The 18,413-nt window shown below is 64.0% G+C and carries 16 protein-coding genes; 8 read left to right on the top strand and 8 right to left on the bottom strand.

Features of this window, described 5'->3' with window-relative positions; genetic code table 11:
• The first annotated feature begins 60 nt into the window (after positions 1 to 60).
• From waaF to APH42_RS08805, 7 genes are read left to right on the top strand one after another with little or no spacing between them, the layout of a single operon-like run.
• Positions 61 to 1,110 carry a lipopolysaccharide heptosyltransferase II gene (gene waaF, locus APH42_RS08835; protein WP_012270139.1) on the top strand — a complete coding sequence of 350 codons (1,050 nt, stop codon included), beginning with the start codon at positions 61 to 63 and terminating at the stop codon, positions 1,108 to 1,110.
• Positions 1,111 to 2,169, top strand: a complete 1,059-nt coding sequence (waaC, locus tag APH42_RS08830) for a lipopolysaccharide heptosyltransferase I (protein WP_012270140.1) — start codon at positions 1,111 to 1,113, stop codon at positions 2,167 to 2,169.
• Complete coding sequence (locus APH42_RS08825; RefSeq protein WP_012270141.1) at positions 2,169 to 3,293, top strand: glycosyltransferase family 4 protein; 1,125 nt, start codon at positions 2,169 to 2,171, stop codon at positions 3,291 to 3,293. Before waaC ends, APH42_RS08825 begins: the two co-directional genes overlap by 1 nt.
• On the top strand, positions 3,290 to 4,096 hold the full coding sequence (rfaP, locus tag APH42_RS08820) for a lipopolysaccharide core heptose(I) kinase RfaP (RefSeq protein WP_060493159.1): 807 nt from the start codon (positions 3,290 to 3,292) through the stop codon (positions 4,094 to 4,096). Before APH42_RS08825 ends, rfaP begins: the two co-directional genes overlap by 4 nt.
• The gene (locus APH42_RS08815; RefSeq protein ID WP_012270143.1) at positions 4,096 to 4,830 is read left to right on the top strand and encodes a lipopolysaccharide kinase InaA family protein; all 735 of its coding nucleotides are present in this window, start codon (positions 4,096 to 4,098) and stop codon (positions 4,828 to 4,830) included. Before rfaP ends, APH42_RS08815 begins: the two co-directional genes overlap by 1 nt.
• A complete protein-coding gene (locus APH42_RS08810) occupies positions 4,827 to 5,579 on the top strand; it encodes a lipopolysaccharide kinase InaA family protein (protein ID WP_012270144.1) in 753 nt (250 codons plus the stop codon). Before APH42_RS08815 ends, APH42_RS08810 begins: the two co-directional genes overlap by 4 nt.
• A complete protein-coding gene (locus tag APH42_RS08805) occupies positions 5,579 to 7,021 on the top strand; it encodes a lipopolysaccharide kinase InaA family protein (RefSeq protein WP_060493158.1) in 1,443 nt (480 codons plus the stop codon). The genes APH42_RS08810 and APH42_RS08805 overlap by 1 nt, the downstream gene beginning before the upstream one ends.
• A gap of 44 nt (positions 7,022 to 7,065) precedes the next feature.
• On the opposite strand, the gene APH42_RS30130 is transcribed toward APH42_RS08805, so the two are convergent.
• The 7 genes from APH42_RS30130 to APH42_RS08775 form a co-directional block, all read right to left on the bottom strand.
• On the bottom strand, positions 7,066 to 7,242 hold the full coding sequence (locus tag APH42_RS30130) for a hypothetical protein (protein WP_012270146.1): 177 nt from the start codon (positions 7,240 to 7,242) through the stop codon (positions 7,066 to 7,068).
• The gene (locus APH42_RS08800; protein WP_012270147.1) at positions 7,239 to 8,351 is read right to left on the bottom strand and encodes a PepSY domain-containing protein; all 1,113 of its coding nucleotides are present in this window, start codon (positions 8,349 to 8,351) and stop codon (positions 7,239 to 7,241) included. The genes APH42_RS30130 and APH42_RS08800 overlap by 4 nt, the downstream gene beginning before the upstream one ends.
• A gap of 56 nt (positions 8,352 to 8,407) precedes the next feature.
• Positions 8,408 to 10,840 (bottom strand): TonB-dependent siderophore receptor, encoded by a 2,433-nt coding sequence (locus APH42_RS08795; protein WP_060493157.1) that lies wholly within the window; start codon positions 10,838 to 10,840, stop codon positions 8,408 to 8,410.
• Between the two features lie 218 nt (positions 10,841 to 11,058).
• The gene (locus tag APH42_RS08790) at positions 11,059 to 12,015 is read right to left on the bottom strand and encodes a FecR domain-containing protein (protein WP_060493156.1); all 957 of its coding nucleotides are present in this window, start codon (positions 12,013 to 12,015) and stop codon (positions 11,059 to 11,061) included.
• On the bottom strand, positions 12,012 to 12,530 hold the full coding sequence (locus APH42_RS08785; protein ID WP_012270150.1) for an RNA polymerase sigma factor: 519 nt from the start codon (positions 12,528 to 12,530) through the stop codon (positions 12,012 to 12,014). Before APH42_RS08785 ends, APH42_RS08790 begins: the two co-directional genes overlap by 4 nt.
• Positions 12,531 to 12,731: 201 nt before the next feature.
• Positions 12,732 to 13,442, bottom strand: a complete 711-nt coding sequence (locus APH42_RS08780; protein WP_012270151.1) for a PolC-type DNA polymerase III — start codon at positions 13,440 to 13,442, stop codon at positions 12,732 to 12,734.
• Positions 13,439 to 15,376 carry a DUF294 nucleotidyltransferase-like domain-containing protein gene (locus tag APH42_RS08775; protein ID WP_060493155.1) on the bottom strand — a complete coding sequence of 646 codons (1,938 nt, stop codon included), beginning with the start codon at positions 15,374 to 15,376 and terminating at the stop codon, positions 13,439 to 13,441. Before APH42_RS08775 ends, APH42_RS08780 begins: the two co-directional genes overlap by 4 nt.
• A 116-nt stretch (positions 15,377 to 15,492) precedes the next feature.
• Between APH42_RS08775 and APH42_RS08770 the strand changes: the two genes are divergently transcribed.
• Complete coding sequence (locus APH42_RS08770; RefSeq protein ID WP_060493154.1) at positions 15,493 to 16,032, top strand: response regulator; 540 nt, start codon at positions 15,493 to 15,495, stop codon at positions 16,030 to 16,032.
• A gap of 34 nt (positions 16,033 to 16,066) precedes the next feature.
• Here APH42_RS08770 and APH42_RS08765 read toward each other — a convergent pair whose 3' ends face one another.
• Positions 16,067 to 18,244 (bottom strand): malate synthase G, encoded by a 2,178-nt coding sequence (locus APH42_RS08765; RefSeq protein WP_060493153.1) that lies wholly within the window; start codon positions 18,242 to 18,244, stop codon positions 16,067 to 16,069.
• Positions 18,245 to 18,413 lie beyond the last annotated feature (169 nt).

The raw sequence follows: 18,413 nt of genomic DNA, 5'->3' as shown, positions 1-18,413 counted from the left end.
AAGAGGGGAGGCCAGGCTGTACCACAGCCTGTAGCCTCCCCGAGCGTTTCTGGACTAAGCATGAGAATACTGATCATTGGCCCCAGCTGGGTCGGCGACATGGTGATGGCGCAGACCCTGTTCCAGTGCCTGAAACAGCAGCACCCCGACTGCGTGATCGACGTACTGGCCCCCGAGTGGAGCCGGCCGATCCTGGAGCGCATGCCTGAAGTGCGCCAGGCCTTGAGCTTCCCGCTCGGCCACGGCGCGCTGGAGCTGGCCACGCGCCGGCGCATCGGCAAGTCCCTGGCCGGCCAGTATGACCAGGCCATTTTGCTGCCCAACTCGCTGAAGTCGGCATTGGTGCCGTTCTTTGCCGGCATCCCCAAACGCACCGGCTGGCGCGGCGAAATGCGCTTCGGCCTGTTGAACGATGTGCGCAAACTGGACAAGGCCCGCTACCCGCTGATGATCGAGCGCTTCATGGCCCTGGCCTACGCCCCCGGCGCTGAGCTGCCGCAGCCGTACCCGCGCCCCAGCCTGCAGATCGAAGCGCAAAGCCGTGACGCCGCCCTGGCCAAGTTCGGCCTGGAGCTGGACCGCCCGGTGCTGGCGCTGTGCCCTGGCGCCGAGTTTGGCGAGGCCAAGCGCTGGCCCGCCGAGCACTATGCCGCCGTGGCCGACGCGATGATCCGCCAGGGCTGGCAGGTGTGGCTGTTCGGCTCGAAGAACGATCACCCGGTCGGCGAGCAGATACGTGACCGGCTGATCCCGGGGTTCCGTGAAGAATCGTCCAACCTGGCCGGTGAAACTTCGCTGGCCGAAGCCATCGACCTGATGTCCTGCGCCCATGCCGTGGTGTCCAACGACTCCGGCCTGATGCACGTGGCCGCAGCCCTGAATCGCCCATTGGTGGCGGTGTACGGCTCGACCTCGCCCGGCTTCACCCCGCCGCTGGCCGAACAGGTAGAAGTAGTGCGCACGGGCATCGAGTGCAGCCCATGCTTTGACCGCACCTGCCGCTTCGGCCACTACAACTGCCTGCGCCTGCTGGAACCGGGCAAAGTCATCGCCGCCCTGCACAGCCTGAGCGGGCCGGACCTGATCGATACCGTGGCCGAGGTCGACTAAGTGCGGGTACTGATCATCAAGACCTCGTCGCTGGGTGATGTGATCCACACCCTGCCGGCACTCACCGATGCCGCTCATGCCATTCCGGGTATCCGTTTCGACTGGGTAGTTGAAGAAGGCTTCGCCGAAATCCCCAGCTGGCACCCGGCGGTCGACCAAGTGATCCCGGTGGCCATCCGCCGCTGGCGCAAGAACGTGTGGCAAACCATCAAGAGTGGTGAGTGGAAGGCGTTCAAGCAACGGGTGCGCGAGCGCAAGTACGATCTGGTTATCGATGCCCAGGGCTTGGTCAAGTCGGCCTGGCTGACCCGCTACGTGAAGGCCACGGTCGCCGGCCTGGACCGTTATTCGGCACGCGAAGGCTGGGCAAGCCGCTTCTACGACCGACGCCTTTCGGTTGCCACCGGCCAACACGCCGTGGAACGGGTACGCCAGCTGTTCGCCATGGCCCTGGCCTACGACCTGCCGGAGGGCATTGGCAACTACGGCCTGGACCTCGACCGCCTGCAGTTGCCGCCGGCTGCGCCTTATGTGGTGTTCCTGCACGGTACCACCTGGGCGACCAAACATTGGCCCGAAGCCTACTGGCGCGAACTGGCCGAGCGCATGGGCCGGCGTAAGCTGGAAGTGCGTCTGCCCTGGGGCAACCCGGCCGAGAAGGCGCGGGCCGAGCGTATCGCTCAGGGCTTGAACAACTGCCAGGTGCTCCCCAAATTGAACCTTGCCGGCGTCGCGCGCGTACTGGCGGCGGCAAAAGCCTGCGTGGCGGTCGACACCGGCCTTGGCCACCTGGCGGCGGCACTCGATGTGCCCACCATTTCGCTGTTCGGCCCGACCAACCCGGGCCTGACTGGCGCCTACGGACGGACCCAGATTCACCAGGCCAGTGACTGGCCATGCGCTCCCTGCCTGCAGAAGAAGTGCACCTACAAACCGAGCGCCGACGACCTGCGCCGGTTCGATCTGAAACGCGAGTGGCCGCTGTGCTTCACTCGCCTGAATCCCGAGCATGTGGCGGGCCGCTTGAGCGCGTTGCTGCTGGCTGAGGATGTCCGTTGATGCAACTGGCTTTCGTGCTTTACAAATATTTCCCCTTCGGCGGGCTGCAGCGCGATTTCATGCGCATTGCCCTGGAATGCCAGAAGCGGGGCCACCAGATCCGTGTGTACACGTTGATCTGGGAGGGTGACATTCCGCCGGGCTTCGAAGTGCTGGTGGCGCCGGTGAAAGCGATTTTCAACCACCGCCGCAATGAGAAACTCAGTGCCTGGATGGCCGCCGACCTGGCCAAGCGCCCGGTCGACCGCCTGATCGGCTTCAACAAAATGCCGGGCCTGGATGTGTACTACGCTGCCGACGGCTGCTTCGAGGACAAGGCGCAGACCTTGCGCGGTGGCTTGTACCGCCGCTGGGGCCGCTACCGGCACTTTGCCGAGTATGAGCGCGCGGTGTTCGCCAAGGACGCCCATACCGAAGTGTTGATGATTTCCGAAGTGCAGCAGCCGCTGTTCATCAAGCACTACGGCACCCCGGTGGAACGCTTCCACCTGCTGCCACCGGGTATTTCCCAGGACCGCCGTGCGCCGGCCAATGCCGCCGAGATTCGCGCCGAGTTTCGCAAGGAATTCAACCTGGGCGAGGATGACCTGCTGCTGGTTCAGATTGGTTCGGGCTTCAAGACCAAGGGTGTGGACCGCAGCCTCAAGGCCCTGGCCGCGCTGCCGTCGGCCCTGCGCAAACGCACGAAGCTGATGGTGATCGGCCAGGACGACCCCAAGGTGTTCCAGCTGCAAAGCGCCACCCTGGGCCTGGGCGACCAGGTGCAGTTCCTCAAGGGCCGCAGCGACATTCCGCGCTTCCTGCTGGGTGCCGACCTGCTGATTCACCCGGCGTACAACGAGAACACCGGTACAGTGCTGCTCGAAGCGCTGGTGGCCGGTCTGCCGGTGCTGGTGTCCAAGGTGTGCGGCTACGCCCACTACATCGCCGAGGCCGACAGTGGCCTGGTGCTGGACGAGCCGTTCGAGCAGGAACAGCTCAACGGTTACTTGCAGCGCATGCTCGAAGACCCGCAGGCCCGCGCCAGCTGGTCGCGCAACGGCCTGGCATATGCAGAAACCGCCGATCTGTACAGCATGCCGCAGCATGCTGCCGACGTGATCCTGGGGCAGAAAACCGCATGAAGCTGATAGTGGCCGAACCCTTCAAACGCCTGTGGGCCGGGCGTGATGCCTTCGACGCCGTAGAAGCGCTGCAAGGCGAGGTCTATCGCGAACTGGAAGGGCGCCGCACGCTGCGTACCGAGGTGGAGGGCGAGGGGTTCTTCGTCAAGATCCACCGCGGCATTGGCTGGGGCGAAATCTTCAAGAACTTGTTCACGGCCAAGCTGCCAGTGCTCGGCGCCGGCCAGGAGTGGCGGGCCATCCAGCGCCTGCATGAGGTGGGTGTGCCGACCATGACCGCCGTCGCCTACGGCGAGCGCGGCAGCAACCCGGCCACGCAGCACTCGTTCATCATCACCGAAGAACTGGCGCCAACCATCAGCCTTGAAGACTACAGCATCGACTGGGTCAAGCAGCCGCCCGAGCCACGCCTGAAGCGCGCGCTGATCGCCGAAGTGGCGAAGATGACTGGCGGTATGCACCGCGCTGGGGTCAACCACCGCGACTGCTATATCTGCCATTTCCTGCTGCACACCGACCGACCGGTGACGGCGGATGACTTCAAACTGTCGGTGATCGACCTGCACCGCGCGCAAACCCGGGCGACAATCAGCCGCCGCTGGCGTGACAAGGACCTGGCCGCGCTGTACTTCTCGGCGCTGGACATCGGCCTGACCCAGCGCGACAAGCTGCGTTTCCTGCGCGGTTACTTCCAGCGCCCGCTGCGCCAAGTCCTCAAGGACGAAGCCGCGTTGCTCGCCTGGTTGGAGCGCAAGGCGCAGAAACTCTACGATCGCAAGCAACGCTATGGGGATGCACTCTGATGGCGAGTTGGACACTGGCGCCGGGTTACGAACACCTGGCGACGGACTTCGGCAGCCTCGATGCGGTATTTGCCATCCAGGGCGAACGCCTGACCCGCGACCCGCTCAGCGAAGTGGTCCGTATCGAACGCAGCGGGGTCAACTACTACGTCAAGCGCTACACCGGGGCCGGCAAGCACATGCGTCGCTACCTGGGCCGGCCGCGCATCAAGGCCGAATGGCAGAACCTCAAACAGTTCGCCAAGTGGGGCATCCCCACTGCTGAGGTGGTGGCCTGGGGCCTGGAGCGCAACGGCCTGGCATTTGGCCGTGGGGCGATGATCACCCGTGAACTGCCGCGCACCGAAGACCTGTCGGCACTGGCCGAGCGCCACGATGCGCGCCTGGCCGACCGTGCCTGGGTCGACCATGTCAGCCGTCAGCTGGCGCGCCATACCCGGGTAATGCACGAGCACCGTTTCGCCCACAACGACCTGAAGTGGCGCAACCTGCTGGTCGATGACCAGGGCACGCTATTCTTCATCGACTGCCCCACCGGCGACTTCTGGCGCGGTTTCATGTGGCGACACCGGATGATCAAGGACCTGGCATGCCTGGACAAGGTGGCCAAATACCACCTGTCCGCCACCCAACGCCTGCGCTTCTACCTGCAATACCGTGGCCGCGACCGGCTGAATGTGCGCGACAAGAAGCGCATTCGCCAGGTATTGGGCTTTTTCGAGGGAAGGGAATGACCGATTACCTGGCCAGCGCGGACCTCGCGCTGCTCAAACGCCATGGCCTGGACGACTTCGAGGCGCTGTGGGCGCTGCAACTCGAGGCTGTGGACGAACCCAACACCGGCCGTGGCGGCTGGAGCAGCGTGTTTCGCCTGGAACTCGAAGGCAAGGGCTACTACCTCAAGCGCCAGAGCGACTACCTGACCCGCACCCTGCACCGGCCGTTCGGCGAGCCGACCTTTGCCCGTGAGTTTCGCAACATCAGCCGCTACCAGAAGCTGCACATTCCTGCGTTGCAGGCAGTGTTCTATGGTGAGCGCAAGCAGGGCGGCAAGCACCGGGCCATCCTGATGACCCGCGCTTTGGACGAGTGGGCCGACCTCGACGGCCTGCTGGCCCAATGGCCACAGCTGGGCGACGCCGAACGCAACGGTATCCTGCAGGCCTGCGGCCAGCTGGCGCGCACACTGCACAGCGCCGGCCAGGTGCATGGCTGCTTCTACCCCAAGCACATCTTCCTGCGCCAACGCCGCGACGGTTGGGACGCGCAGTTGATCGACCTGGAAAAGACCCGGCCATTGCTGTTCGGCATGCGCGACCGCCTCAAGGACCTGGAGCCGCTGCTGCGCCGCGCCCAGGCCTGGAGCGAGCAGGATGTGCGTACCTTGCTGGCCACGTACCTGGCACAGCCGGCCGATGGTTCGCTGGTGAATACCTGGCTGCAACGCCTGACGCAACGCCGTCGTGAAAAAGAGGCCCGCTGATGCGTTTGTCTGAATTGAAAGATGCCGGCCGCAACCCGTCGTTGCCGCTGAGCATCACCCTGGCCGATGCCGCTGGCAGCGCTGACCTGCAACTGCTCAGCTTGCTGCGCGTGTTGCCAGGCCAGCGTTATGTGGGCGCTGGTGTGTGGCGCGGCACCCCGGTGCTGGCCAAGTTGCTGGTAGGCGGCAACGCGGCTAGGCATTTCCAGCGCGAGCTGCAAGGTGTGAAGTTGCTGGCCGAGCAGGGCCTGACCACGCCCAAGCTGCTGGCCGACGGCCTCAAGGAAGGCGAAGGCGGCTGGCTGCTGTTCGAATTCCTCGACGGTGCCGAAAGCCTGGCCGATGCCTGGGCCGCAGTTGAAAACCTGCCCGTGCTGGGTGACGAACAGCACCTGGTGCTAGGCGAAGCGCTCACCGCCGTTGCGCACATGCACGCCCAAGGCCTGTGGCAGGAAGACTTGCACCTGGACAACCTGCTGCGCCATGGCGGCAAGTTGTACTTGATCGACGGCGCTGGCATCAAGGCCGAAACACCTGGCCAACAGTTGTCGCGTCCGCGTGTGCTGGAAAACCTCGGCGTGTTCTTCGCCCAATTGCCCAAGCGCCTGGAGCCGTTCATCGAAGAGCTGCTGGTGCACTACCTGCTGGCCAATGCCGAGCATGCGCTACCGCTGGAAGCCCTGCAGAAACAGGTAGACAAGGTGCGCAACTGGCGGCAGAAGGACTACCTGGAAAAGGCCGGCCGCGAGTGCAGCTTGTTCAGCGTCCAGCGCAGCCTCTCGGGGTTGCAGGCGATCCGCCGCAGTGAAGTCAGCGCCATGCAGCCGGTGCTGGCGCAGGCCGATACGCTGATCGACAAGGGCCATCTGTACAAGACCGGTGGCGCCGCCAGTGTGGCACGCATCGAAGTGAACGGTCGTCAGCTGGTGCTCAAGCGCTACAACATCAAGAACACCGCGCATTGGTTCAAACGCTTTTGGCGCCCGAGCCGTGCCTGGCATTCGTGGATCGAGGGCCATCGTCTGGAGTTCCTCGACATTGCCACACCCAAACCGTTGGCGGTGCTGGAGCAACGGGTCATGGGGCTGCGCAGCCGTGCTTACCTGGTGACCGAGTACGTCGATGGCCCGGACCTCACCGCGTGTTTCGCACCGTTCGTGGAGAACGGCGATGCACCGGAGGAACAGGTAGACGCCCTGGTGCATGTGATGCAGCAGCTGATCCGCGAACGCATCAGCCATGGCGACTTCAAGGGCCATAACCTGTTCTGGGACAACGGCCGGTGGTCGCTGATCGACCTCGACGCCATGTGCCAGCACGCTACCCAGCTCAGCTTCGCCCCGGCCTACGCCCGTGACCGGGCGCGGCTGCTGCGTAACTGGCCGAGCGGCAGTGCCTTGCATCAGCGGCTAGACCGGCTGCTGCCCAAGCTGGCCGAATGATCCGCGGGTAATCGTTCGGCAACACCCGGTTTCAGCGGGCTACCTCAGCGGCGCCACAGGCCGCGTATCGAGAACCACGCAGGTAGCCCAAGGCCTAGCCAGGACAATCCATCCCAGCCGCCATCACCGAGCAAGGCGGCGAACAGCCCCAGGGCGCCCAGCAAGGCGATCAGCGCCGGCCAGGCGAAAATGCGCGCAGTGGTTTGCGACTTGTGGCTCATGCACGCGCCTCCCTGGGCTTGCGCTGCTTGCCCCACCACAGGTACAGGCCGCTGCAGAGCACGATGATGGTCAGCACGTCGAGCACCGCCCAGAGGATTTGCATCGGCCGCCCGCCGTAGTCGCCGAAATGCAAGGGTTGCGACAGGCCCATGGCGTCCATGTACCAGGGGCGCTCGCCGACCGCTGTCACCTCAAGGGTGCGGGCATCGATCAGTACCGGCGTGAACAGGTGCGAGCTCAGGTGCGTGGCACCGTTCATGAACACCGCATAGTGGTGCTCGCTGGAGAAGCGCGTGCCGGGGAAGGCGATGAAATCCGGGCGCATGCCGGGGGCGGCCTGTTCGGCAATTTCCAGCAGGCGTGTGGCGGGTGCGCGCTCGGTGAGCGGCGGGGCGTCGCGGTAGGGGGCAACCATGGCGGCCAGGCTGTCGTTGCGCCAAGCCGCGATGACCAGGTCGGACAGGGCGCTGATCACACCGGTCACGCCTACCGTCAATGCCCAGGCCAGGGTGACCACGCCAATCAGGTTGTGCAGGTCCAGCCAGCGCAGGCGGCGGGACTTTTCGTGGCGCACGGTGCCGAAGTCCAGGCGGCGCATGAACGGCGCATAGAGCACGGTGCCAGAAACGATCGCGACGATGAACAATACACCCATGAAGGCCAGCAGCAGTTTGCCGGGCAAGCCGGCGAACATGTCCACGTGCAGGCGCAGCATCACCATCATGAAGCCGCCATTGGCGGCGGGCATGGCCACTGCTTCGCCGGTGCGGGCGTCGAGCATGAAGGTGTGCGACAGGTTGGGGTCGGTGCCAGCGGTGGCGGCGGTGATGGCCACCACGCCGTTGGGTTCGTCCTCTTCGTAGCCAAAGTACTGCATGACCTCGCCGGGTCGGTGCTGCTGCGCTTTGAGTACGAGCTGCTGCAAATCGAGGTGTGGGGTGCCTGCTGGCATTTCACGCAGTTCGGGGGCGTCGCCGAGCAGGTGTTCGAGTTCGTGGTGGAAGATCAGCGGCAGGCCGGTGATTGCCAGTAACAGCAGGAACAGGGTACAGACCAAGCTGCTCCAGGTGTGGATCACGGACCAGCGGCGGATGGTTGGGCTTTTCATCACGGTACCGATTGTTGTCTGTTGGAGCCTGGGGCCGCAAAGCGGCCCCAGCTCACTCAGAACTTGTAAGTGGCGCTGGCGACAACGCTGCGCTCATCGCCGTAGTAGCAGTAGTACGAGTCACAGGTAGAGAGGTAATCCTTGTTCAACAGGTTGGTGGCAGTGACCGCCACCGACGCGCCCTTCAGGCTGGTGTCCAGGCGACCCAGATCGTAGTGCACGGATGCATCGAACACCGTGTAGGCCTTGGCCTTGCCCAGGTAGGTATTGCCTTGGTCGCCATAGGTATTGCCGGTGTAACGCGCGCCTAGGCCAATGCCAAAGCCGTCGAGCACGCCGGAGTGCCAGGTGTAGTCACCCCATACCGAGGCTTGCTGGTTCGGCATCAGCTGGAGGCGGTTGCCTTTGTACAGGCCGTCCTGTACTTCAGATTTTGCCAGGGTGTAAGCGGCAATCACTTTCAGGTTTTCGGTAACGTCGGAAACCGCTTCAAGCTCCAGGCCGTGAACTTTCACTTCGCCGGTCTGGCTGGTGACGGTTACGCCACCGACGTTGTTGGTGACCGAGACGTTCTTCTGGGTCAGGTCATACACGGCTGCCGACAGCAGGGTGTTGGAGCCCGGTGGTTGGTACTTGATGCCCAGCTCCCACTGCTGGCCTTCGGTCGGCTTGAGCGACTCGGTCGCTGAAGCGCTGGCATTGCTGGTAGGTTGGAACGACTCGGCATACGACAGGTACGGCACGAAGCCCGAATCGAAGACATAGCTGATGGCCGCGTTGCCGCTGAACTTCTTGTCGCGCTGGGTATTGGTGGCATCGCCCTGGTTGAAGTACTTGGTACCGGTATGCACCCAGTCCTCACGACCGCCCAAGGTCAGGCGCCAGTTGCCAAGCGCCATCTGGTCCTGGACATACAAGCCGGTCTGACGGGATTTCTGGTTGTAGTCGTAGAACGCCGTGGAGCGGTCCGGGCGAGTGATTGGCACCCCGTAGACCGGGTTGATGACATTGCTGTCCGGCACGTTGAAGCCGAAGATCGACAGGTAATTGGTGTTGATGCGCTGGTGGTCCAGGCCGAGCAGCAGGGTGTGGCTGATGTCGCCAGTGGTGAAGTCGGCCTGGAAGTTGTTGTCCACGGCGAACTGGCTGATGTCTTCGTCCGTGTTGGTGGACATGCGGCTGACCGTGCCATCGTCTTTCACCGGGCCACCGGGCTCGTAATAGCTGCCGGGCGTGATGGTCTGGAACGACAAGTCCGTCTTGGTGTAGCGCAGGTTCTGACGGAACTGCCAGACGTCGTTGATACGGTGCTCGAAGGCATAGCCCAGCGCGTAATAGGTGCGGTCGTAGAACTCGTAGTCCGGGTCACCGAGGTTCTTGTGGTGCGAGATTTTGCCGAATGGCATGTCGATCTTGGTGCCCTGGATAGGGCGGAACTGGCTGGTGGCACCGGTATCGTCGCGGGTGAACTGGGTGAGCAAGGTCAGCGTCGTGTCCTCGTCGATGTTCCAGGTCAGGCTCGGGGCAATGTTGTAGCGCTTGTCGTCGATGTGGTCGATCTGCGTGCCGCCGTCGCGGATTACCCCACTGACGCCATACAGAAAGCGGCCTTCATCGTCGATTTTGCCGGTGCTGGCGAAGTTGATCTGGCGATGGTTGTCGCTGCCGTACTGCAGTTCGATCTCATGCTCGCTTTCTGCTTGTGGGCGACGGCTGACCATGTCCAGCAGGCCGCCGGGTGGGGTCTGGCCATACAGCGAGGACGCCGGGCCGCGCAACAGGGCAAGGCGGTCGAGGTTCCAGGTTTCGGCTTTCGGGTTGGCGTACACACCGCGTGGCAGTGGCAGGCCGTCGAGGAACTGAGTGGGCTCGAAACCGCGCACGCGCATCCAGTCGTAGCGCGTGTCGCTGCCGAAGCTGGCGGACACGATGCCAGGCATGTAGCGCACGGCATCATCCAGGCTGTGCACGCCGCGGTCTTTCATCTGCTCGCGAGTGGCGACGGAAATGGAGCGAGGGACTTCGACCAGCGCGGTATCGGTCTTGGTGCCAGCGGCGGTGCGCTTGGCCAGGTATCCGTCTACCGGGCCCCAGGCGCTTTCAGAAACGCTCGCCGCGTCTACTGTGGTTTCTGGTAGCGCCAGGGTGCCATCCGGGACGGCCACCAGGCTGTAGCTGCCCGCGCTGCTCTGTTGCAACTGCAGGCCAGTACCGCGCAGGGCGGCTTGCAGGGCGCCGAGGCCGTCGTACTGGCCGCTTACCGGGGCCGAGGAGCGGCCGCTGACCAGTGCCGGGTCGATGGCCAAGGCAATACCGGCCTGGCTGGCGATCTGGTTGAGGGTGGTGGCCAGTGGCGCGCTGGGCAGGTTGTAGGCGCGCGGAGCGGACTGCTCGGCGGCGAACAAGGCAGTGCTGGCCAGCGGTGCGGCCACGGCGATGGCCAGGGCCATCAGGCTGGGGCGCAGGATACGATCTACGGCACGGGACATGCGGCGGTTCCTCGACGGGTAAGTGCTTGCTGCTTCCTTGCCGAGCGAGATTTGAAAAGTGACAGGGTGAATCTGAAAAAAAGTGAGAATTATTTGAAATTGGTTTTTGCCTGCATTGGCCGCTTCGCGGTTAACCCGCTCCCACAGGTGTTTCACACGGCCTGAAACCGGTGGGGGGCTGTGGGAAAGGGGTCACCCGCGATGAGGGCGGTGCGGGTTTATTTGGGAACGACGTTGACCCACCACTGGGTATGCCGCTCGATCTTCACCGGTAATGCCGGCACTAGCGATGCCAGCGCCAGATCGGTGTCGGTCAGCGGGAAGCTGCCGGTCACGCGCAGGTTGGCGACCCTGGCGTCCACCCCGAGGTAGCCGCTGCGGTACTGGCCCAGTGCTGCCAGCAGGTCGCCCAGGCGCACGTTGTCGACCACCAGCATGCCGCGGGTCCAGGCATCGGCACCGGCTGGCACCGTGCCGACCTGGCCGAGGCCGTTGGCGTTCATCAGCACCTGCTGGCCTTCACGCAGCACGTGTTCGTCGCCGCTGTTATGCGGCATGGCGGCGACCGAGGCTTGTAGCACTTCCAGGCGTGTACCTTCAGCTTCGCGACGCACCAGGAAGCGTGTGCCCAATGGCCGCAGGCGACCGTCGTCGGTGCGCACCAGCAGCGGGCGCGGGTCCTGGTGGCCGGTTTCGACCGAGATTTCGCCCTGGTGCAGCACAATCACCCGTTGTTCGCCGGCATAGTCGATATCCACGGCGGTGTGGGTGTTCAGGCTCAGCAGTGTGCCGTCTTCCAGGCGCAAGGTACGCAGTTCGCCCGTGGCGGTGCGCTGGTCGGCCAGCCAGTAGCTGGGCGCCAGCGACGGGGCACCGACCCAGGCCAGCAGCGAACCGAGCAGGAACATACCGGCCAGCCCGCCGCCAACCTTGCCGATGCGTCGCCGCAGGCCGACACGCGTTTGCAGCAGGGCCTGGCGTGCCGGGCCGGCCGCAGCACTGACACGTTGGTCCATGGCGCCCAGCTGGCGCCAGGCACGCGCGTGTTCTTCGCTGGCGGCATGCCAACGCATGAACGCGTTGCGCTCATCCGGTGTGCCGCTGGCGTCGTCGAGGCTGAGTTTCCAGGCGATGGCGGCTTCCAGTACCCGGGACGAAACCGGTGCGTTGCTCACGTCGGCTCCCCGTACAGGGCCACGTAGCACTGGCGCATGCCTTGGGCGATGTACTGGCGCACACGCGATACCGAAACGCCCAGGCGTTCGGCGATTTCGGCATGGCCCATGCCGTCCAGCCGGTTATGCAGGAACGCCGCGCGGGCCTTGCTCGACAGCTTGCCGAGCAGGCGGTCGATGGCCTTGAGGTCTTCGAGGATCAGGTGCTGCACTTCTGGCGAGGGGTGTTCGGCTTCCGGGATCAGCGCCAGCTCGGCCAGGTAGGCCTGTTCCAGCGCGGCGCGGCGAAAGTGGTCGAACATCAGCCCCTTGGCCACGGCGGCGAGAAAGGCGCGGGGTTCGCGGGGTGTGTCCAGTCGCTCGCGACCCAGCAGGCGCACGAAGGTGTCCTGGCTCAGGTCTTCGGCACGTTGGCGGCAGGCCATGCTGCGTTGCAGCCAGGCGAGCAGCCAGCCGCGATGGTCGCGGTACAGCGAATCGACCAGATCGGCGTGTGGGCTCTGTGCAGAAGACAAGCAGCGTCCCCCCGGAACGAATGTATTAACTAACGATAATTATTCGCGATTGTTGCAGAGGGGAGGGGGTGGGTGCAATGGACGCTTATCGGATTGCCATCATGGGGAAGGGTGATGGGATTGGCTTGAGTGTTTTAGCGCCTGTGAAATCGAGCGCCCCCGGGCGGCGCTCGATTTGACAGGCCCTGCCGCACTCAAACCCTACAAACCGTGACTTTGCACGTTGCGCCGCCGCCACCTGCGCAGTCGCTGTTCCAGCTGCAACGGGCTGTCCAACTGCTGGCGCCGGGCCTGGCTGAACAGGATCAGTGCCAGCTCTGCAGTCACCTGGGCATCGGCGCTGGCGTGGTGGCGCTCTTCCACTTGCAAGCCAAAGCGCGCCACCCAGTCATCCAGCCCGGCTTCGCGCAACACCGTGTCGGGGTTGAGCATCGGCGCAAGCTCGGCAACGTCGAGAAAAACAGATTGCAAGCGATGACCAAGGCTTTCCTTCAACGCCCGTGCCAGCATGCGCTGGTCGAATGGCGCGTGAAACGCCAGCACCGGGCTGTCGCCCATGAAATCGAGCAAATCCAGCAAGGCCTCGGCTGGGTCGCAACCTGCAGCCAGAGCGCTGGGGCCCAAGCCGTGGATCAGCACGCTGGCGTTGGTTTTCTGCAACGGCCGGTGCAAGGTGCGCTCGAACTGCTGGGCAAAGTCGATGGCACCGTCCTCGATGGCCACCGCCCCGATCGACAGCACCTGGTCACGGTTGGGGTTGAGCCCGCTGGTTTCCAGGTCCAGCACCACCCAGCGCTGCTCGCGCAAACTGCACACACCCAGGGGCGCCGGTTTGGCGTGTCGGGCCAGGCGCTGGCGCGTGATGGAGTCCAGTTCGGGCGCACTGGGGCGCAGCCAGGCGAACAGGCTCATAGCTGATACCGCAAGGCCAGACTGCTTTGCAGGCGCTGGGCCTGACGCAGGGATTCGCGCAGGATGCGCCGGTCCAGGTGGTTGAGGTTGTCCGGGTCAAGCCGGTTGGAGTACGGCAGGTTGTCGCGGGTCTGGCGCTGGTGCTGCTGCATGCGGGTCTGCTGGATGAAGTGGTAGGCCTCTTCATAGGCGGCGCCGTCCAGCGGCTCGATCACGCCCTTGGCCACCAATTGGCGCAGGCGTTCCAGGGTATTGCAGGCGCCAATGCCATTGGCCAGGGCCAACAAGCGGGCGCCATCGACGAAGGGCGTCAGGCCCTGGACTTTGAGGTCGAGGGTGGCGGCCTTGTCGTTGCCCTGGCGGGTCAGCACGAACTCGCGCAGGCGACCTACCGGCGGGCGCTGGCGCAGAGCGTTGTCGGCCAGCATGCGTTGGAAGATGCGGTTGTCGGCGACCTGCTGAAGCAGGCCCTGGCGCAGTTGCTCGCAGCCTTGTTCGTCGCCCCACACTACCCGCAGGTCGAAGTAGATGCTCGAACCCAGCAGGTTTTCCGGGCTGGCTTCACGAACAAAGCCGGCAAAGCGCCGCGCCCATTCGCTGCGCGACAGGCACAAGTCAGGGTTGCCGGCCATGACGTTGCCCTTGCACAGGGTAAAGCCGCACTGGGCCAGGCACTGGTTGATGTATTGCGCCAGTGGCAGCAGGCGGGCGCGGATGGCGTCGGCCTCGGCCTTGTCGATGGCTTCGAAGAGGATGCCGTTGTCCTGGTCGGTATGCAGTGTCTGCTCGCGTCGCCCTTCGCTGCCAAAGCACAGCCAGCTGAAGGGCACGCCGGGGTCGCCACGCTCGGCCAGGGCCAGCTCGATCACCCGGCACACGGTGTGGTCGTTGAGCAGGGTGATGATCTGGGTGATCTGGGTCGACGATGCGCCATGGGCCAGCATGCGCTCGACCAGTTGGCTGATTTCACCGCGCAGCGAGACCAGGGTATCCAGCCGAGGCGCATGGCGAATGGTGCGCGCCAGGTGCACCAGGTCGACCCGTTGCAGAGAGAACAGGTCGCGCTCGGAAACCACCCCGCACAGGCGCCGGTTTTCCACCAGGCACACATGGGCAATATGCCGCTCGGTCATGGCCATGGCAGCGTCGAAGGCGCTGGCCTGGGGGCTGAGGTAGAACGGCTTGGCGGTCATGTGCCGGTCGATGGGCGCACCCAGGTCGGCATCCTCCGCGGCCACCACCTGGCGCAGGTCGCGCAGGGTGAATATGCCGGTGGGGTAGCGCTGCGGGTCGACCACCACGATGCTGCCCACCTGTTGCTCGTGCATCAGCCGCACGGCTTCGCGCAGGGACGTGTCGCCGCTGCACACCACCGGGTGACGCATGGCCAGTTCGCCCAGGGGGGTGTTCAACGAATACTGGGTGCCGAGGGTTTCCACCGCACGCTGGCGTACTTGCTGGTTGACCTGGTCAAGCAGGCTGCTCACTCCACGCAGGGCAAAATCCCGAAACACTTCAGACATCGAGAACACGCGGATGAACGCGGCCTTGTTCAACTGCAGGCAGAAGGTGTCTTCACCGGCCAGGTGCTCGGTGCGGGTCGCCCGCTCGCCCAGCAGGGCGGCCAGCGGGAAGCATTCGCCACTGGTGATTTCGAAGGTGGTCTCCACGCCAGGCTTGACCAGGTGCTGGCGCTCGCCAACCACGCGGCCCTGCTTGACGACGTAGAAGTGCTCGACCGGCCCATCGGCAGGTTTGACGATGCTTTCGCCACCGGCGTAGAAGCGCAGCTGGCACTGCTCGACCAGGTAGGCCAGGTGGCTGTGCTCCATCTGGTTGAACGGCGGAAAGCGCTGCAGAAACTGCAGGGTGCCTTGAATGTTCTGCAGTACTGCTGTCCTGCCCGCCTGGCTGTAGGCGTCCTTTTTGCTCATGAAACTGACCGTATCGCTACGCCGAACTATATATATCTATATATAGGTGCCGGCCCTGTTGTTTTCTGCCTCCATGGTCGGCTTGCGGCGGGGTGGTGCCCATTGGACGTAAGTCTATGAGTACCCCTGTCAGAGACCCGACGAAAGGCGAAACGGGTTACGCAAGTAATGCGGTCCTAATGCTGAAGCAGAATTTTTTTGACGAGATGGCCATGCCTGAGCAAACCGACATCCTGAGCGACGCCGAACGCGAGGCATTGGCCGTGGTGAGTGCGCCTGTCGCGCCAAAACCGTTGGTGTTGATCGTTGATGACAACCCAGTGAACAGCGAGGCTCTAGGCTATTACCTGAAAAGCAGGGGTATCGACAGCATGACCGCCGATGGTGCCCAGGAGGCTTTTTGGAAGTTGCACTGGGAACCCAGAATCGCACTGATGATCACGGATTTGCGCATGGAACCCAAGGACGGGATGGACTTGATCCGCCAGATACGCGAGTCAAAGTGGGCGGCGTTGTCGATCATCGTGGTGTCGGGCGACACCGATGTGAAAGAGGCGGTGGATGTGATGCACCTGGGAGTGGTGGATTTCCTGCTCAAGCCGGTGGACCTGGGCAAGCTGCTGGAACTGGTGAAAAAAGAACTGAAAATGCAGTGAAGCAGAAAGGGGCCGCAATGCGGCCCCTTGCGGTTTACAACCCGTTACGCGCCTTGAACTCGCGGCGACGGCGGTGCAGCACCGGCTCGGTATAGCCGTTCGGCTGCTTGCCACCTTCCACTACCAGCTCCACGGCCGCCTGGAACGCGACGTTGTCGTCGAAGTTCGGCGCCATCGGACGGTACAGGGCGTCGCCAGCGTTCTGCTGGTCAACCACCACGGCCATGCGCTTGAGGCTTTCCAGCACCTGCTCCTGGCTGACCACGCCGTGGCGCAGCCAGTTGGCCAGCAGCTGGGCGGAGATGCGCAGGGTGGCACGGTCTTCCATCAGGCCGACGTTGTTGATGTCCGGCACCTTCGAGCAACCCACGCCCTGGTCGATCCAGCGCACCACGTAGCCGAGGATGCCCTGGGCGTTGTTGTCCAGCTCGTTGCGGATTTCTTCGGCCGACCAGTTGGTGTCGGCGGCCAGCGGGATGGCCAGAATGTCGTCCACCGAGGCCGGGGTACGCGAAGCCAGTTCACGCTGACGCGCCTGCACGTCCACCTTGTGGTAGTGCAGGGCGTGCAGGGTGGCGGCAGTCGGCGACGGCACCCAGGCGGTGTTGGCACCGGCCAGTGGGTGGGCGATTTTCTGCTCGAGCATGGCTGCCATCAGGTCAGGCATGGCCCACATGCCCTTGCCGATTTGCGCACGGCCTTGCAGGCCGGTGGCCAGGCCAACGTCGACGTTGTTGTTCTCGTAGGCGCCGATCCATTTCTCGTTCTTCATGGCGCCCTTGCGCACCACGGCGCCGGCTTCCATCGAGGTGTGGATTTCATCGCCAGTGCGGTCGAGGAAACCGGTGTTGATGAACGCCACGCGCTCGGCGGCCGCCTTGATGCAGGACTTGAGGTTGACCGTGGTACGGCGCTCCTCGTCCATGATGCCGACCTTGACGGTGTTGCGCGGCATGCCCAGCAGGTCTTCGACCTGGCTGAAGATTTCGGCGGCGAAGGCCACTTCTTCCGGGCCGTGCATTTTCGGCTTGACGATGTACACGCTGCCGCTGCGGGTGTTCTTGCGGCTGGTGTTGCCGTTGAGGTTGTGCAGGGCGATCAGGTTGGTGAACAGGCCGTCCTGGATACCTTCGGGGATTTCGTTGCCTTGGGCATCGAGTACCGCCGGGTTGGTCATCAAGTGGCCAACGTTGCGCACGAACAGCAGCGAACGGCCGTGCAGCGTCACGCTGCCACCGTTGGGCGCGGCGTACTCGCGGTCCGGGTTCATGGTGCGGGTGAAGGTTTTGCCACCCTTGCTCACGGTTTCGGCCAGGTCACCTTTCATCAGGCCCAGCCAGTTGCGGTAGACAACGACCTTGTCGTCGGCGTCGACGGCGGCAACCGAGTCTTCGCAGTCCATGATGGTGGTCAGTGCCGACTCCATCAGGATGTCTTTCACGCTGGCGGCGTCGGTGCTGCCGACCGGGGTGTTGGCATCGACCTGGATTTCGAAGTGCAGGCCGTTGTGCTTGAGCAGCACAGCGGTCGGTGCGGCGGCGTCACCGTGGAAGCCGATCAGTTGGGCGTCGTCGCGCAGGCCGCTGTTGCTGCCGCCTTTGAGGGCAACAACCAGCTTGCCGCCTTCGATGCGGTAGCCGGTGGAGTCGACGTGCGAGCCAGCGGCCAGTGGCGCGGCTTCATCGAGGAAGGCGCGGGCGAAGGCGATGACCTTGTCGCCACGGACCTTGTTGTAACCCTGGCCTTTTTCGGCGCCGCCTTCATCACTGATGGCGTCGGTGCCGTACAAGGCGTCGTACAGCGAACCCCAGCGGGCGTTGGCGGCGTTCAGGGCGAAGCGGGCGTTCATTACCGGCACCACCAGCTGCGGGCCGGCCATGTGGGCGATTTCTTCGTCCACGTTCTGAGTGGTGGCCTGGAAATCGTCAGCTTGTGGCAGCAGATAGCCGATTTCCTGGAGGAATGCTTTGTAGGCTACGGCGTCGTGGGCCTGGCCTTGGCGTGCCTGGTGCCAGGCGTCGATCTTGGCTTGCAGCTCGTCGCGCTTGGCGAGCAGGGCTTTGTTCTTTGGAGCGAGGTCATTGATGATCTTCTCTGCACCCGCCCAGAACTGCTCGGCGACGATGCCGGTCCCTGGGATGGCTTCGTTGTTCACGAAGTCGTACAGGACCTTGGCGACCTGAAGGCCACCGACTTGAACGTATCCAGTCATTGCTTGCCTCACTCTGCTCAGCTATTTCGCTCTTCTGTATTAAGCCTGTAGCGCTTCTCTAAACACGGCACCCGTGCGTGCTCCCCGGTTGTGCCGGGCGCGGCTGGGTGCGGCCGGCCAGACGGGCTGGCGGGCAGTGTGCGTATTTTCACAGGCGCCTTGGCAGACA

This window comes from Pseudomonas sp. NBRC 111140 (assembly GCF_001320885.1).
GTDB lineage: Bacteria > Pseudomonadota > Gammaproteobacteria > Pseudomonadales > Pseudomonadaceae > Aquipseudomonas > Aquipseudomonas putida_P.
Note: the sequence above shows the minus strand (reverse complement) of the source record. Positions and strands in the feature narration are given on the sequence as shown.

Excerpts from the sequence above, each read along its gene's own strand:
- rfaP (WP_060493159.1), top strand. The coding sequence starts at position 3,290 with ATGAAGCTGATAGTGGCCGAACCCTTCAAACGCCTGTGGGCCGGGCGT.
- APH42_RS30130 (WP_012270146.1), bottom strand. The coding sequence starts at position 7,242 with ATGAGCCACAAGTCGCAAACCACTGCGCGCATTTTCGCCTGGCCGGCG.
- APH42_RS08825 (WP_012270141.1), top strand. The coding sequence starts at position 2,169 with ATGCAACTGGCTTTCGTGCTTTACAAATATTTCCCCTTCGGCGGGCTG.
- APH42_RS08815 (WP_012270143.1), top strand. The coding sequence starts at position 4,096 with ATGGCGAGTTGGACACTGGCGCCGGGTTACGAACACCTGGCGACGGAC.
- APH42_RS08795 (WP_060493157.1), bottom strand. The coding sequence starts at position 10,840 with ATGTCCCGTGCCGTAGATCGTATCCTGCGCCCCAGCCTGATGGCCCTG.
- APH42_RS08805 (WP_060493158.1), top strand. The coding sequence starts at position 5,579 with ATGCGTTTGTCTGAATTGAAAGATGCCGGCCGCAACCCGTCGTTGCCG.
- waaF (WP_012270139.1), top strand. The coding sequence starts at position 61 with ATGAGAATACTGATCATTGGCCCCAGCTGGGTCGGCGACATGGTGATG.
- APH42_RS08800 (WP_012270147.1), bottom strand. The coding sequence starts at position 8,351 with ATGAAAAGCCCAACCATCCGCCGCTGGTCCGTGATCCACACCTGGAGC.
- APH42_RS08780 (WP_012270151.1), bottom strand. The coding sequence starts at position 13,442 with ATGAGCCTGTTCGCCTGGCTGCGCCCCAGTGCGCCCGAACTGGACTCC.
- APH42_RS08775 (WP_060493155.1), bottom strand. The coding sequence starts at position 15,376 with ATGAGCAAAAAGGACGCCTACAGCCAGGCGGGCAGGACAGCAGTACTG.
- APH42_RS08770 (WP_060493154.1), top strand. The coding sequence starts at position 15,493 with ATGAGTACCCCTGTCAGAGACCCGACGAAAGGCGAAACGGGTTACGCA.
- APH42_RS08810 (WP_012270144.1), top strand. The coding sequence starts at position 4,827 with ATGACCGATTACCTGGCCAGCGCGGACCTCGCGCTGCTCAAACGCCAT.
- APH42_RS08765 (WP_060493153.1), bottom strand. The coding sequence starts at position 18,244 with ATGACTGGATACGTTCAAGTCGGTGGCCTTCAGGTCGCCAAGGTCCTG.